The 15,059-nt window shown below is 71.0% G+C and carries 10 protein-coding genes and 3 tRNA genes; 10 read left to right on the plus strand and 3 right to left on the minus strand.

Annotated elements, in window-relative coordinates; translation table 11 throughout:
* Positions 1-26: 26 nt before the first annotated feature.
* The 6 genes from ACWDYJ_RS12480 (at position 27) to ACWDYJ_RS12505 (ending at position 8,756) form a co-directional block, all read left to right on the plus strand.
* Positions 27-1,196 carry a carboxylate-amine ligase gene (locus ACWDYJ_RS12480; protein ID WP_451565476.1) on the plus strand — a complete coding sequence of 390 codons (1,170 nt, stop codon included), beginning with the start codon at positions 27-29 and terminating at the stop codon, positions 1,194-1,196.
* A gap of 211 nt (positions 1,197-1,407) precedes the next feature.
* Positions 1,408-2,358 (plus strand): hypothetical protein, encoded by a 951-nt coding sequence (locus tag ACWDYJ_RS12485; protein WP_451565477.1) that lies wholly within the window; start codon positions 1,408-1,410, stop codon positions 2,356-2,358.
* Positions 2,355-2,870, plus strand: coding sequence for a hypothetical protein (locus ACWDYJ_RS12490; RefSeq protein WP_451565478.1), 516 nt, complete (start codon positions 2,355-2,357; stop codon positions 2,868-2,870). Before ACWDYJ_RS12485 ends, ACWDYJ_RS12490 begins: the two co-directional genes overlap by 4 nt.
* Positions 2,867-3,430 carry a hypothetical protein gene (locus ACWDYJ_RS12495; protein ID WP_451565479.1) on the plus strand — a complete coding sequence of 188 codons (564 nt, stop codon included), beginning with the start codon at positions 2,867-2,869 and terminating at the stop codon, positions 3,428-3,430. The genes ACWDYJ_RS12490 and ACWDYJ_RS12495 overlap by 4 nt, the downstream gene beginning before the upstream one ends.
* Before the next feature lie 7 nt (positions 3,431-3,437).
* Positions 3,438-3,875, plus strand: a complete 438-nt coding sequence (locus ACWDYJ_RS12500; RefSeq protein ID WP_451565480.1) for a PASTA domain-containing protein — start codon at positions 3,438-3,440, stop codon at positions 3,873-3,875.
* A 15-nt stretch (positions 3,876-3,890) separates the two neighbouring features.
* Positions 3,891-8,756, plus strand: a complete 4,866-nt coding sequence (locus ACWDYJ_RS12505) for an FAD-dependent oxidoreductase (RefSeq protein WP_451565481.1) — start codon at positions 3,891-3,893, stop codon at positions 8,754-8,756.
* 66 nt (positions 8,757-8,822) lie between these two features.
* Here the strand turns inward: ACWDYJ_RS12505 and ACWDYJ_RS12510 are convergent.
* The 3 genes from ACWDYJ_RS12510 to ACWDYJ_RS12520 all read right to left on the minus strand — a co-directional run bounded on the left by ACWDYJ_RS12510 (position 8,823) and on the right by ACWDYJ_RS12520 (position 9,231).
* Positions 8,823-8,896, minus strand: a tRNA-Ile gene (locus tag ACWDYJ_RS12510).
* Between the two features lie 184 nt (positions 8,897-9,080).
* A tRNA-Asn gene (locus ACWDYJ_RS12515) sits at positions 9,081-9,153 on the minus strand.
* 5 nt (positions 9,154-9,158) lie between these two features.
* A tRNA-Asn gene (locus ACWDYJ_RS12520) sits at positions 9,159-9,231 on the minus strand.
* A 145-nt stretch (positions 9,232-9,376) separates the two neighbouring features.
* On the opposite strand from ACWDYJ_RS12520, the gene ACWDYJ_RS12525 reads away from it, so the two are divergent.
* From ACWDYJ_RS12525 to ACWDYJ_RS12540, 4 genes are all read left to right on the plus strand, one after another.
* Positions 9,377-9,685, plus strand: a complete 309-nt coding sequence (locus tag ACWDYJ_RS12525) for a YtxH domain-containing protein (RefSeq protein ID WP_451565482.1) — start codon at positions 9,377-9,379, stop codon at positions 9,683-9,685.
* 64 nt (positions 9,686-9,749) lie between these two features.
* Entirely contained in the window at positions 9,750-11,192 is a 1,443-nt protein-coding gene (locus tag ACWDYJ_RS12530) for an FGGY family carbohydrate kinase (RefSeq protein ID WP_451565483.1), read from the plus strand.
* Between the two features lie 136 nt (positions 11,193-11,328).
* Positions 11,329-13,062, plus strand: a complete 1,734-nt coding sequence (locus ACWDYJ_RS12535) for an ABC transporter ATP-binding protein (RefSeq protein WP_451565484.1) — start codon at positions 11,329-11,331, stop codon at positions 13,060-13,062.
* Entirely contained in the window at positions 13,059-14,984 is a 1,926-nt protein-coding gene (locus ACWDYJ_RS12540) for an ABC transporter ATP-binding protein (protein ID WP_451565485.1), read from the plus strand. The genes ACWDYJ_RS12535 and ACWDYJ_RS12540 overlap by 4 nt, the downstream gene beginning before the upstream one ends.
* Positions 14,985-15,059: the final 75 nt, after the last annotated feature.

Raw genomic sequence — 15,059 nt, forward strand, 5'->3', positions numbered from 1 at the left:
AAGACTCGTATGTCCAGGGAGGCGTAGTGATCGAACCTGGCAACAGCACCACGAGCACCGGCGCCACGCAGAACACGGTGCGTTCCCCCGACCCCTCCATCGATCCCCTCACCGTCGGCGTCGAGGAAGAGTTCCTGCTCGTCGACGCCCGCACCTTCAAGGTGGCCCCGGCCGCCCCGCTCGTGCTCGCCACCGCCGGCGGGCTGCTGGGCGAGCTGCACCAGGAGGCCACCCGCTATCAGGTGGAGCTCTCCACCCCGGTCGCCCACTCGGCGGCTTCGCTGCGCGAGGAGCTCGCCGCCCTGCGGCGCACGCTCGGCCGGGCCGCCCGGGACCACGGCTGCCGGCTGCTGGCCGCGCCCTCGCCGGTGGTGGCCGTGGAGGGGCCGCTGCATCTGACCGACGACGAACCGCGCCAGCGCGAGCAGCACCGCCGTTTCGGTTCGCTGACCGACACCCTGGTCAGCTGCGGCCGGCACGTCCACGTCGGCACCCTCGACGTGGACACGGCGGTGGCGGTGTCCAACCGGGTCCGTCCCTGGCTGCCGACGCTGACCGCGCTGGCCGCCAACTCCCCCTTCTGGGGCGGCCGGGACACCGGCCACGCCAGCTGGCGGGCGATGGCCTGGTCGGGCTGGCCCTCGGCGGGCCTGCCCCCGCACTTCACGTCCACGGCGCACTTCCGGCGCTCGGTGCAGACCCTGCTCGGCTCCGGGGCGGCGCTGGACATCAAGATGGTCTACTGGGACCTGCGTCCCTCCGGGCACTGGCCGACGGTCGAATTCCGGGGGCTCGACATGTCCCCGGACATCGACACCTCCATCCTCCAGGCCGAGCTGGCCCGCGCGCTGGTGGCCACGGCTCTGCGCGAGATCGCGGAGGAGCGGCCGGATCCGCCCGTACGGGACGACGTACTGCGCCTCGCGCGCTGGCGGGCGGCCCACGACGGCCTGGAGGGGTTCGGTCTCGACCCGTACACGGGCGCCGAACTTCCGGCGGCCGATCTCGCGGAGGCCCTGCTGGACCTGATCGCCCCGGAACTGGCCGCCTCCGGCGACCTCGACCACGCGGCCAAGACCATGGCCGGCCTCCTGCGCGACGGCTCGGGCGCCGCCCGCCAGCGGTCGGCCTTCGCCCGCCGTGAGGACCTGACCGACGTACTGCGCCACTTGGCCGACGAGACGGAGAACTTCTAGCCACTGCCCCCGACGCCGGACACTCCCCCCGAGCACGCGAGCCGCAGGCGGGAAACACCCTCGCCTGCGGCTCTACTCCGGACGGTCGACGCTCGCGCGGCAGTTGCCTGATGCACATGACACAGGTGCGTGTCGGGCCCGAATCCGCCGGTCACCGTGTTCCTCTGACCACGCGGCCCGGCCCTGTAGGTCGGTGCGAACGGAGGTCCGGATGGCGGAATCCTATGCAGGTACCTATTACCCGCATCTGCGCGAGGTACTCGACCCCCGCTACGCGGGGCTCTCCGACAGGGAACTCGAAGAGGCCTTCGCGGAGGCGTTCGGCGAAAGCGTCACCCCTGCGGAGTACGAAGAGTTCTTCAAGGGACTGGGCAGGACGCTCAGCAAGGCGGCCAAACAGGTGGGCAGGGTCGCCTCAGCCGTCGGCCCTGGCCTTCTCCAAGGGGCCCTCACCGGGAGTGCGCTGGGCCCGTTCGGCGCACTGGGCGGGGCGGTGCTCGGCGCCACCGGGTCGGCACTGAAGAAGTACGGCGGCCGCGATGTGCGCGGCATCGGCGGCCTGCTGAGTGGTGCTCTCAATGCCGCCGGCGCACTGACCGGGCGGGGCGCGCTGACGTCGGGCCTGCTGGGCTTGGCCGGCGGGTTGGCCGGCGGCAAGGGCGGCCCGGCCACGGGCACCCTCATGGCATTGCTGGGACGCCCCGAGATGGCGCGGGCGCTGGCCGCCCTGAGTGGCGGTCGAAACGCCTCGATCCCCGTGGGCCGCCAAAGGGTCCCGGTGCCCGCCAACGCCTTTGCCGGCCTGCTCGGCACGCTGGCGAGAGAGGCCGAGGCGGAGTGGGCGACCGGCGCGGACTCCGATGAGTCGCCGGCGGGCGAGGACCAGGCAGGCAGGCTGCTCGGTCTCCTGGTCCGCGCGGAGCAGGAGACCGCTGCATCCGAGTCATACGAGGAGTCCGGCAGGTGCGGATGCGGCCATGGAGCATCCGGAAAGCACGAGCAACGGCGTGCTGACGACGGGTATGAAGGGTTCGGCGAATCCGAAGAGGTCGAAGGATTCGAAGAGTTCACCGAATACGCCGGGTATGCCGAATTCGACGACGGCCTGGCAGACTCCGAGGAATTCGCCGACCGGTTCCACGACCTTCTGCATGCCCGGTGACCAGCCTGCACGTGCTTGAGATGCTGCAGCGCCGACTTGCCGGTGATGCGCCGGCGTCGGACGGCCTGGCCGACCTCGCCGGCCTCACCGGCGCCACCCCACAGCTCGCCCAGCTGCTGAGCCAACGCGAGGCGCAGCTGCAGCGCGAACTGGCCGCGGCCGAAGAGGCCGAGCAGCGGGAGGCGGAGGAGGCACGCCGCCTCTCCGAACGTCATGAGCGCGACGAGGAGGCCATGCGCCGTGTGGACGAGCTGACGACGGAGCTGGACGCGGCGTACGGCCTGCTCGACGATCTGGCCGCCGCGCTCGGCGCGTGCCCCGCATGCTTCGGCGCGGACGGCGCCTGCCGTTGGTGCCGCGGTCGTGGCGCGCCCGGCTTCACCGCACCCGAACCCGACCTCTTCAACAGGCTGGTTCGCCCGGCCGTTGTCCTGTTCGCCCGCCTGAACCGGCGGGTTGCCCCCACCGTCACCACCGGACCACCGTCCCAGCGCGAAAGGACACAGCAATGAGCGGGTACGACGAACTCGAAGAGCTGCTCGACGGCATCGAGTACGACGAATACGAAGAGAGCAGGCCCGCGCGCCGACTGGTGCGCACACCGACCCGGCGCAGCAGCTTCGCTCCGAGACCTACGCCGACGCCGGCCAGCCAGACCCAGCTGCAGTCCACCGTCCGCAATCTGGACGGCAAGATCGAGACGCTCGGCAGCGCGGTCAAGTCCCTGGAATCCCGGACCACCTCGCTCACCACCGGCCAGAGCAGGCTAGCCGCAAGCGTCCGCAAGGAGGCCGACGAACGCAAGAAGAGCTCCGACGCGATCCGGGCAGACCTCCAGCAGACCAAGATGCTCAGCCTGCTGATGCCAATGCTCACGCAGGAGAGCGTAGAGGCCACGGTGGACGGCAAGCCGACCAAGGTGGTCACCCAGTCGCAGAGCCCGATGGGCGGTCTCCTGCCGTTCATGCTGCTCATGCCGGGCATGAGCAGCGGTGAGCCAGGCAAGGGCGGCCTCGGTGGCGGCGACATGATCATGAACCTGGTCCTGCTGTCGATGCTGACCAAGAAGTGAGGCGCAGATGGCTACGCTGACATTCGGCTCGGGCCCCGGCGTCACACCCGCCAACGGGCAGGCCGCCGGGCAGGTGGGCATCCCCCACAATCTGCTGGGCCGCTCGAAGGCGAAGGCCGAGAAGAGGCTCAAGGGCCTCGGGCTGGTTCCGCAGCTGCGTGAGGTCGTCACCGACGGCGATGCGGACGTCGTCTTCGGCGTCGTACCGCCTCCCGGCTCGATCGTGCCCGCGGGCTCTGTCGTCACCGTGTACGTGGCCACGGCAGCGCCCGGCTCGGTCGACCTGAACCAGAAACTGGAGCGGCTGCTCAGGGTGGTCGCCACGCTGGAGACCGAAGCCGCCGCGAACAAGCGGCAGACGGAGCTGCTCAGCAGGCTCGATCAGATCGTCGACGCCCTGTCCGAACCGGGCGGCGCGAGCACGGCCTTCGCCACCACGGAGTGATCGGAGCAGTCCCAGATGGATCCGGCGCTGTACGAGTTGGCCCGCCACGGCGACCCCGGCGACGAGGTCAGCGTCATCCTGCGGCTGCGGGACCCGCACCGGCCGCCGGCGACGGTGCGGGTCGTCAACACTTTCGGCGACATCGCCACCGTGCGGGTGCGGCGCCGGGACATCGCCGACCTGTGGGCCGACCCCGCGACGCTGAGTGTCAAGGCTCCCAGGCTGTACACCCCGGATGTCGAACCGCCCCCGGTCGGCGCCGGCACGGAGTCCCCGTCGCTGAACGGCCACACACGGCCGGAGCTCGGCGAGACCGGCCGGGGCGTCGTGATCGGAATCGTCGACTGGGGCTTCGACTTCGCTCATCCGGACTTCCGGCATCCGGACGGACGGACCCGGCTCCTGGCCCTGTGGGACCAGCGTGCGGCGCCACCGTCCGGGGCGGGGCGGTTGTTCACCGCCGCCCACATCGACGCCGCGCTCGCGGAACCCGACCCGTACGGGGCGCTCGGATACCACCCGGCCGACTTCGATGCCGGCCTGGGGGCCCATGGCACGCACACCTTGGGCATCGCCGCCGGCAACGGCCTGGCCGGCGGTCCACCCGGCATGGCGCCCGAGGCCGACATCGTCGCGGTCAGCCTGAACAGGCAGTCCGGCGGGCCGATGGTGCCCCTGGGCAGCTCGGGTGACCTGCTGGACGCCTGCGCCATGATCTTCGAAACGGCCGGCTCACGGCCCTGCGTGATCAACCTCAGTCTGGGCCGGCACGCAGGCGAGCACACCGGTCGGCTGCTGCTCGAACAGGCCCTGGACCACCTGGTGAGCGTGGCGCCGGGCCGTGCCGTCGTCCAGAGCTGCGGCAACTACTTCCAGCGGCGGGCCCACGCCTCCTGGCTGCTGCGCCCCGGAGAGACGCGTTCCTTCCGGGTCGAAGTGGACCCGGCCGACTCCACCCCGCAAGAGGTCGACCTCTGGTACCCCGGCCGCGACCGGCTGACCGTCGAGGTGGCCACCGCCGGAGGCGCGCACCGGACCGTGGTGCCGCTCGGCCACCGGGGAGTGATCAGCCTCGACGGACGTGACGTGGGCCGGATCTACCACCGGGCCTGCGACCCCAACAACGGCGACAACCAGGTCTCCCTCTACCTCGAGGCGGACCGCGCGGTGGACGGCTGGGACGTCACTCTGCACGCGGACGATGTGGTGGACGGCCGGGTACACGCCTGGATCGAGCGGGACACCGCGTGCCGGCATTGCCAGGCTCACTTCGCCGACGCCGATGTGGACACCGCCACCACGCTCGGCACGATCGCCAACGGCTTGCGCACCATCGCCGTCGGGGCGTACGACGCGCACCGTACGGACCGGCCGCCGGGCCGGTTCTCCTCCTGCGGCCCGACCCGGGACGGACGGCAGAAGCCCGACCTGGTGGCCCCGGGGGTGATGGTGCTGGGAGCGCGGTCGCACCCCGGCGGAGACGGCGGCGGCGGCCCGGCCTACGTGCGGATGTCCGGCACCAGCATGGCGGCCCCCGCGGTGGCCGGCACGGTGGCGCTGATGTTCGAGGCGGCCGGACGGCCCCTGGCCATCGAGGAGACACACCGGGCACTGCTGGCCAGCTGTGACCCGCCGATGCCGGGTACGGACCCGCGCCGGCTCGGCAGCGGCTACCTGCGCGCGGACCGCGCGGTCGCCCTGGTCCGGCCCCCCGAACCGGCCGCCGGCAGCCGGCCGATGTCCGATCGCCAACCGGTGACCGAGGCCCAGCCGGTGACCGAGGCGCTGGCCGGTCCGCCCGTGATGACCGACTGTGGCACGCCGGTCCGGCCGGTCGACCGTCCGGCGGTTCTCAAGACCGGCTCCCGCCACCTCGCCGTGGGCGACGCGCAGCGCCGGTTGAACCTCGTCCACGCCCAGGCTCTCGTCGCCGGCCGCCGGGGGCTGCCGAACGCGCCGCTGACCGTGGACTGCGTCTTCGGCTCCAAGACCTACGCCGCCGTAGTCGAGTTCCAGCGGCGGGTGTTCCCCGGCGATCCGGACGAGCACGACGGACGGATCGGCCGCAAGACGTGGGCGCTGCTCGACGTCCGGGACACCCCGCCCCCACCACCACCGCCACCGCCCCGCCCGGACAAGGACGCGTGCGCGATGGGCAATCTGCGGGTGGCAGTGATCGGCGGCGGCTTCGCCGGCCTGATGGCCGCCTGGTCGCTGGCCAGCGGTGGCACCCGGGTGACGGTCTTCGAGGCCGCCGGCCGGCTCGGCGGGCGGGTGCGAACGGACCGCTCGCTCGTACCCGGCAAGGTCGTCGAGGCGGGCGCTGAGCTGATCGGCGCGAATCACCCGACATGGATCACCCTCGCCCGCACTTTCAAATTGAAGCTGACCCCGGTCACCCAGAAGACCGACTATCCCAAGAACCTGAAGGTGCGGTTGCGGCTGGGCAGCACCGACCTGACCGAGGCGCAGCAGAAGAAGGCGGGGGTGAAGCTCGATGAGGTGATGCGCAGGATCGGCGCGGAGGCGAAGGCGGTCAACGCCCTCCGGCCGTGGACCAGTACAGGCGCCGCCAAGCTGGACACCATGACACTCGCCGACCGGCTCAACGACTCGAAGATGTTCGGCCCGGCCTCCTCGATCGCCCGCAGCCTGTTCGAGTTCGTCACCGAGAACGACCAATGCGTCCCAGTGGACAAACAGAGCTACCTGGGCTTCCTCACCGCGGTGAAGGCGCACTCGATGGGCGGCAACATGCTGGCCTATTGGACCCACACCGAGACCGACCGCTGCGAGGGTGGCAACGACCAGCTCGCCGACAGGCTCGCGGCTTCCCTGAAGGACATCCGGCTCAATACCGAGGTCACCGGCATCGAGGTGCACGACGAGGGCGCACGGCTGACCTACCGCTCCGCCGGAGCGAGCGGAACCGCCGACTTCGACTTCGCCATCCTGGCCGCGCCGCCCACCGTGTGGCCGCCGGTCGCCGGGCGCACGCCCTTCGACCCCGCCGACTTCACCATGCAGCACGGCCCGGCGGTCAAGTACCTCAGCGCCTTCGACCAGGACATCTGGACCCCGGACCATCTGGCGCCCAGCGCGCTCTGGGACAGGCTCGGCAGCGTGTGGGAGGGCACCGACAAGCAGACGAGCCCGCCGAAGGGCTTCGACCTGACCGTCTATTCGGGCGGGTCGATCGTCCTGGACGCCCCGCGCTACGCGACACGGATGGGCGAGATCTATCCCCGCTTCGCGGCCAACGTGAAGAAGTCGGCGCTGATCGACTGGCCGAACGAGCCCTTCATCCGCACCGGCTACTCCGTGCCGGCCAAGGGCCAGGTCACCACCGTGGCGAAGAACCTGAGCGGTTCGTTCCAGGGGCGGTTGTTCTTTGCCGGCGAGCAGGCCTCGCCGGGATTCTACGGCTACATGGAGGGGGCGCTGCAGTCCGGCGTACTGGCCTCCTACCGGGTCGGCGCGGCCTGGCGCGCGGCCTGCGGCCGGCCGCGCCCGACCGCGGAGGTGGTGGCGGAGCTGGCCAGGTGGATCGGTACGGAAGCGGCGGAGAGCGAGGCGGACATGATTCGACCCGGTGGCCTGCGCGAGCTGTGGACCTCGGTCCCGGACTCGGACGTGTACGAGTACGAGTACGAGTCCGGGAGCCCCGGATACGCGGAGGCGATCGGGCCGTGCCCGGACGTTCCGGTGCCACCGTCCGCCCGACCGGCTCTCCTCGTACGCAACTCCGTACACTCGGCGGTACGTTCAGCGCAGCGCCGTCTCAATGTCATCCACGCCGACGAACTGGCCGCCGGCCAGCCCGGCCTCGCGGGCGCGCCGCTGGTCGACGACTGCGTTTTCGGCTCGAAGACCTTCGCCGTGGTGGTGGCCTTCCAGCAACAGGCCTTCCCGGGGCAGCCGAAGGAACACGACGGCAGGATCGGACCGAAGACGTGGGCCAAGCTGGACGCCGGCCTCGCCCCGCCCCCGCCGCCACCACCCCCGCCGCCCCCTCCGCCGCCCCCGCCTCCGTTCGTGCCGCCTGCCCCGCCCAGCCCCGTACTGGCCGCGGCAAAGCCGGTGCGACGGCCGTGCTGCGCGCTCACCCCGTTCTTCCTCATCGGTACCGGTGGCGTCGGCAGGCACAGTGACAACCTCCCGAACATCGTCTACACGGGCAAGGCCGGATTCGTCGACTTCGGCCACCTCTGGGACACCTGCGATGTCACGGCCTTCGCCTACCAGGAGATCCACAAGACGGGAGGCGCCAACGGTACGAAGATCAATACCGGCGAGGGCGAGGCCACTCTGACGAGCGCGGTTCCCCGCACGGAGTGGCTGGAGGTGGCCCGGTCGATCGCTTTCGACGACTCTCTGGCGCACGAGATCGCCACGTACCCCGACGGCGCCGGCGCCTGCGGCTTCAAGCCCGCCAACCAGCACATCTCCTCGTTCTCCCCCGAGGACCTGTGTTCCAACTACCTCGGCACCGTGGTCGCGGAACGGGCGATCACCGCCGGCGGACCGTTCGTCGCCGAGGCCGAGCGTCAGGCGGCCGCGCTACTCGTCTCGCTCGACGCCCAATCGGCGACGGAGACCGGGGCGGCCTTCGCGAAGATCAAGAACCGGTGGGTGGACTCGACGCTGGGCATCAACAACACGTGCTTCCTCAAGCGACGCAACTTCTCCTCCGTCCCGTGGAAGGCGGGTCACCCTAGCGACGCGGCCACGCCCGCGTTCGTGGTCAAGCCGTTCTCGTTCACCGCCACGTACGACTACAAGCACGTGATGGGCCCCACCCGGGCCAACTTTCCCACCGAGATGGCCGCGATCAAGACGGCGGCGCGGACGCAGTACGGCCCGGACTTCGCGACCCCATAGCCGGCACACCCGACCCGAACACGCCAAAGCCGCAGGTGAGATCGTTTCTTCACCTGCGGCTCGCAGTGGGGCGGGTGGGACTCGAACCCACGGCCGACGGATTATGAGTCCGCTGCTCTAACCGGCTGAGCTACCGCCCCTTTACGGCGTGGCGCGTACATGTGTGCGCGCCGTCTGCCGCAGCATAGCCGCTCATACGATCTCCTGCCTCGGATGCCTCGCATGATCGGCTTCGCCTGTTCAGAGAGACCGCGCCGAGGGCTGCCCGGTTCCCGGATCAGGGCAAAAAGAAAGAGGACCCGCCCGGGGTCCTCTTCTTTTCTGCTCCCCCGACTGGACTCGAACCAGTAACCTGCCGGTTAACAGCCGGCTGCTCTGCCAATTGAGCTACAGGGGACCGCGCTCCCCCGACTGGACTCGAACCAGTAACCTGCCGATTAACAGTCGGCTGCTCTGCCAATTGAGCTACAGGGGATTGCTGCGGTGCGCCGAACAGCCCACCTCCGGCCTTGCCGGGGGGCGACTGCCCGTTGCGAGTCATAGATTAGCGCAAGCAGGGGGGTGCTCCGCCAATCGGTATCCAGAGCGGGCCGGGCACCACACGACGAAGGGTGACAGGCATGCGGTACAAGGTCACATTCGCGGTCGGACTGGCCCTCGGGTACGTGCTCGGGACCCGGGCCGGGCGCGAGCGGTACGAGAAGCTGAAGAAGTCCGCGCAGGACCTCGCGCGGAACCCGGCGGTGCGCAACGCCGCCGAGAGTGCCGGGCAGACCGGGCGCCACGTGGCGGGCAAGGCCCTCGCCGCGGTGAGCGACAAGGTCGGCGACTCCATGCCGGACGCACTGGCCGGACGGGTACGTTCCCTGCGCGGCCGGGTCGGCGCCCGGACCGGCGGCGAGGACGAGTGGGGCACGAGCAACACGTGAGGCCCGGTACGGGCGCGGCGCACTCTGGGCGGAGTCCGGCCCGGCGTGCGGCAGAATTCTCCGCATGGGGATAGTCGCCGGGCTGGACAGCTCTTCCACCTTCACTCGCATCGTGGTCTGTGACGCGGAGACGGGCGCGGTGCTGCGCCAGGGCTACGCGCCCCATCCACAGCCGGCGGGTGAGGCCGTACCCCACGAGACCGACCCGCAGGCGTGGCTGCTCTCGCTCGGCGAGGCCGCCGGCGGCGGGCTGCTGGAGGGGGTCCAGGCCATCGGGGTCTCCGCGCAGCAGCACGGCGTCCTGCCGCTCGACGTACAGGGCAACCTCGCCCGTCCCGCGCTGGTGGGCAACGACAAGCGCGGCCAGGTCGCCGCGGCCGACCTCGTCGAGGCGCTCGGCGGCCGGCAGGCCTGGGTCGCGGCCGTGGGATCCGTCCCGCACGCCGCCCAGCCGATAGCCAAGCTCGCCTGGCTGGCCCGCAGCGAGCCGGAGGCGGCCCGCCGGGTGTCGGTGGTGTTGTCCCCGCACGACTGGCTCGTCTGGCAGTTGCTCGGCCGGCCCGCCCGCCGCACCACCGACCGGGCCAGTGCCTCCGGGACCGGCTACTGGTCGGCGGCCACCGGCGCGTACCGCCCCGACCTGGTCGAGCTGGCGCTCGGGCACCAGGCGCTGCTGCCCGAGGTGCTCGGCCCCTGCGACGCCGCCGGGATGACCCCCGAGGGGCTGCTGATCTCCGCCGGGACCGGGGAGACGACCGCCGCCGTCCTCGGGCTGGGCCTGGGCCCCGGCGACGCGGTGGTCTCGCTGGGCGCCTCCGGCTCGGTGATGGCGGTCCACCACGAGGCCGTGTCGGAGCCGGGCGGCCTGGTCACCTCGCTCGCCGACGCCGCCGGCATGCACCTGCCCGTCGTGAACACCTCCAACGCCGTACGGGCCCTGCGCGGCACCGCCGAGCTGCTGGGCACCGACCTGGAGGGGCTGAGCGCGCTGGCGCTGAAGTCGACCCCGGGCGCGCACGGCCTCGTACTCCTGCCGTACCTGGAGGGTGAGCGCACGCCGAACCTGCCGCACACCGCCGGAACCCTGTCGGGGCTGCGCCGGGACTCGATGAAGCCCGAGCACCTGGCGCGGGCCGCCTTCGAGGGCATGCTGTGCGGGCTGGTGGACGCCCTCGACGTGCTGCGGCACCGGGGCGTAACGATCCGCCGGGTGTTCCTGCTGGGCGCGGCGGCCGAGCTGCCCGCCGTACAGGCCGCCGCTCCGGGGCTGTTCGGGACGCAGGTCGTCGTACCGGCGCCGGCGGACTACGCGGCGCTGGGCGCGGCCCGGCAGGCGGCGTGGGCGCTCGGGGTGCGGCAGGGCACGCTGGCCCCGCACACCCCGCCGCTCTGGGCGGCTCCGGCGGCTCAGGTCTTCGAGCCGGGCGAGGAGTTCCCGGCCTGGCAGGCGGTGCGCCAGCAGTACATCGCGACGCGCGAGGAACTCCACCCGGGCGCGTTCCAGTAACCCGGGCGGGACCTGGGCCGCAGGGCGGGGCGGCCTACGCCTTTTGACCGGGCTTTGCGAAAACCGGTGGGGATCTGGGGGCCGGTTGGCACAAGATGGAGCGAACCCCCTCGATCTTGCCGACCGGAGCCTGCGCGTGCTCATACGACTTCTGCGGGCCCACCTGGGTCCGTACCGGAAACCGATCGCCGCACTGGTGCTGCTGCAACTCCTGCAGACCAGTGCGAGCCTTTACCTGCCCACGCTCAACGCCGACATCATCGACAACGGTGTCGTCAACGGCGACACGGGCTACATCCTGCGCTTCGGCGCGCTGATGCTGGCCGTCTCCCTCGTACAGCTCGTCACCAACGTCGGAGCCGTCTACTACAGCGCCCGCACCGCGGCGGCGCTCGGCCGGGACGTCCGCGCCGCCGTCTTCGACCGGGTGCAGAGCTTCTCCGCGCGGGAGCTCGGCCAGTTCGGCGCCCCGTCCCTGATCACCCGTACGACGAACGACGTCCAGCAGGTCCAGATGCTGGTGCTGATGACCTTCACGATGATGGTCTCGGCGCCGATCATGTGCGTCGGCGGCATCGCCATGGCGCTGTCGCTCGACGTGCGGCTGTCGGGCGTGCTGATCGCCGTGGTCCCCGTCCTCGGGATCTCCGTCGGCGCGATCGTCTTCAAGACGCGGCCGCTGTTCCGGCAGATGCAGGAGCGGCTCGACACCGTGAACCGAGTGCTGCGCGAGCAGATCACCGGCAACCGGGTGATCCGTGCCTTCGTCCGCGACACCTACGAGAAGGAACGCTTCCGCGAGGCGAACGCCGACCTCACCGGCGTCTCGCTGGCCTCGGGCAAGCTCCTCGCGCTGATGTTCCCCGTCGTCATCCTGGTCGTGAACGTCTCCAGCGTCGCCGTCATCTGGTTCGGCGCGATGCGCGTCGACAGCGGCGGCATGGAGATCGGCCAGCTGACGGCCTTCCTCGCCTACCTGATGCAGATCGTCATGTCCGTGATGATGGCCACCTTCATGTTCATGATGGTGCCGCGCGCCGAGGTCTGCGCCGAACGCGTCCAGGAGGTCCTGGACACCGACTCCAGCGTGGTCCCGCCCGCCGACCCGGTGCGCGAGCTCGTCCGGAGCGGGCGCCTCGAACTGCGCGGCGCCGACTTCCGCTACCCGGGAGCCGAGGCCCCGGTGCTGCGCGGGGTGGACCTGGTGGCCCGCCCCGGCGAGACGACCGCGGTGATCGGCTCCACCGGAAGCGGCAAGTCCACGCTGCTGGGGCTGGTGCCCCGGCTGTTCGACGCGACCGGCGGCGAGGTGCTGGTCGACGGCGAGGACGTACGCCGGCTCGATCCGGAGCTGCTGGCCAGGACGGTCGGCATGGTCCCGCAGAAGCCGTACCTGTTCTCCGGAACCGTCGCCTCCAACCTGCGCTACGGGCGCCCGGACGCGACCGACGAAGAGCTGTGGCAGGCCCTGGAGGTGGCCCAGGCCAAGGGCTTCGTCTCCGAGCTGGAGGGCGGGCTCCAGGCGCCCGTCACCCAGGGCGGCACGAACGTCTCCGGCGGCCAGCGCCAGCGCCTCGCGATCGCCCGCACGCTCGTGCAGCGCCCGGAGATCTACCTCTTCGACGACTCCTTCTCCGCCCTGGACTACGCGACGGACGCGGCGCTGCGCGCGGCGCTGTCCCGCGAGACCGAGGACGCGACCGTGGTCATCGTCGCCCAGCGGGTCTCCACGATCCGTGACGCCGACCGGATCATCGTCCTGGACGAGGGGCAGGTGGTGGGCGAGGGACGCCACCACGAGCTGATGGCCGGCAACGAGACCTACCGGGAGATCGTGCTCTCCCAGCTGACGGAGGCGGAGGCCGCATGAGCGGGCCCGGAGGACGGATGATGGCGGGGCCAGGAGCCGAGCGGTCCATGGATTTCAAGGGCTCGGGCAAGCGGCTGCTGGGTCAGCTGGCGCAGGACCGGGGCAAGTTGTGGGGCATGGTCGCGGCCGTCGTCGGCAGCGTCGGCTGCGCGGTGGTCGGTCCGAAGATCCTCGGCGACGCCACCGACCTGGTGTTCGCGGGGATCGTCGGCCGGCAGATGCCGGCCGGAACCACGAAGCAGCAGGCGCTGGACGGGCTGCGGGCCGACGGCCGGGACGGTATGGCGGACATGCTGTCCGGCACCGACTTCACCCCGGGCCGGGGCATCGACTTCGGCGCCGTCGGGGTCGTGGCGATCTGGGCTCTGGTGGTCTTCGTCCTGGCCGGCCTGCTGATGCTGGTCGCGACCCGGCTGTCGAACCACGTCATGAACGGCACCGTCTACCGGATGCGCGAGGAGCTCCAGGCGAAGCTGTCGCGGCTGCCGCTGTCGTACTTCGACCAGCAGAAGCGCGGCGAGGTGCTGAGCCGGGCGACGAACGACATCGACAACATCGGCCAGACGCTCCAGCAGACGATGGGTCAGCTGATGAACTCTCTGCTGACCATCGTCGGTGTGCTGGTCATGATGTTCTGGATCTCGCCGCTGCTGGCGCTGGTCGCGCTGGTGACCGTACCGGTGTCGGTCTACGTCGCGGCGAAGATCGGCAAGAAGTCGCAGCCGCAGTTCGTGGCGCAGTGGAAGAGCACCGGCGCGCTCAACGCCCACGTCGAGGAGATGTACTCGGGGCACACCCTGGTGAAGGTCTTCGGGCGGCAGAAGGAGTCGGCGGCCGTCTTCGCCGAGCAGAACGAGGCGCTGTACCGGGCCTCCTTCAAGGCGCAGCTGGTCAGCGGGATCATGCAGCCGGTGATGTTCTTCATCTCGAACGTCAACTACGTGCTGGTCGCGGTCGTCGGTGGTCTGCGGGTGGCCTCGGGCACCCTGTCGATCGGTGACGTGCAGGCCTTCATCCAGTACTCGCGGCAGTTCTCGATGCCGCTGACGCAGGTGGCCTCGATGGCGAACCTCGTGCAGTCCGGTGTCGCGTCGGCGGAGCGGGTGTACGAGCTGCTGGACGCGGAGGAGCAGGAGCCGGACGCCGAGGTTCCGGAGCGTCCGGAGGAACTGCGCGGCCAGGTCACCCTCGACAAGGTGGCCTTCCGCTACGAGCCCGACAAGCCGCTGATCGAGAACCTCTCGCTGACGGTCGAGCCGGGTCAGACCGTCGCGATCGTCGGCCCGACGGGCGCCGGCAAGACGACCCTGGTGAACCTGCTCATGCGGTTCTACGAGGTCACGGGCGGGGAGATCGCCCTCGACGGGGTGGACGTCGCGAAGATGACCCGCGAGGAGCTGCGCGGCGGCATCGGCATGGTCCTCCAGGACACCTGGCTGTTCGGCGGCACCATCGCGCAGAACATCGCCTACGGTGCCTCGCGTGAGGTCACCCGCGCGGAGATCGAGGAGGCGGCGCGGGCGGCGCACGCGGACCGCTTCATCCGCACGCTGCCGGACGGCTACGACACGGTGCTGGACGACGAGGGCGCCGGGGTCAGCGCGGGCGAGAAGCAGCTGATCACGATCGCGCGGGCGTTCCTGTCGGATCCGGTGATCCTGGTGCTCGACGAGGCGACCAGCTCGGTGGACACCCGTACCGAGGTGCTGATCCAGAAGGCCATGGCGCGCCTCGCGCACGGACGGACGTCCTTCGTGATCGCGCACCGGCTGTCCACGATCCGCGACGCGGACGTGATCCTGGTGATGGAGAACGGCTCGATCGTGGAGCAGGGCACGCACGAGGGGCTGCTGGCGGCGGGCGGCGCGTACGCGCGGCTGTACGCGGCGCAGTTCGCGCAGGCGGTGGCCGAGGTCGACTGACCGGCGCGGCACGTGGGTGGGGGCGCCTTTCGGGGCGCCCCCGTTCTTTTCATGTACGAGCTCATGTACCAGCCC

Source organism: Streptomyces sp. NPDC003042 (assembly GCF_053591315.1).

Bases quoted from the DNA above. Each gene is read 5' to 3' on its own strand.
- ACWDYJ_RS12505 (WP_451565481.1), top strand. From the start codon at position 3,891: ATGGATCCGGCGCTGTACGAGTTGGCCCGCCACGGCGACCCCGGCGAC.
- ACWDYJ_RS12525 (WP_451565482.1), top strand. From the start codon at position 9,377: ATGCGGTACAAGGTCACATTCGCGGTCGGACTGGCCCTCGGGTACGTG.
- ACWDYJ_RS12500 (WP_451565480.1), top strand. From the start codon at position 3,438: ATGGCTACGCTGACATTCGGCTCGGGCCCCGGCGTCACACCCGCCAAC.
- ACWDYJ_RS12530 (WP_451565483.1), top strand. From the start codon at position 9,750: ATGGGGATAGTCGCCGGGCTGGACAGCTCTTCCACCTTCACTCGCATC.
- ACWDYJ_RS12485 (WP_451565477.1), top strand. From the start codon at position 1,408: ATGGCGGAATCCTATGCAGGTACCTATTACCCGCATCTGCGCGAGGTA.
- ACWDYJ_RS12495 (WP_451565479.1), top strand. From the start codon at position 2,867: ATGAGCGGGTACGACGAACTCGAAGAGCTGCTCGACGGCATCGAGTAC.
- ACWDYJ_RS12540 (WP_451565485.1), top strand. From the start codon at position 13,059: ATGAGCGGGCCCGGAGGACGGATGATGGCGGGGCCAGGAGCCGAGCGG.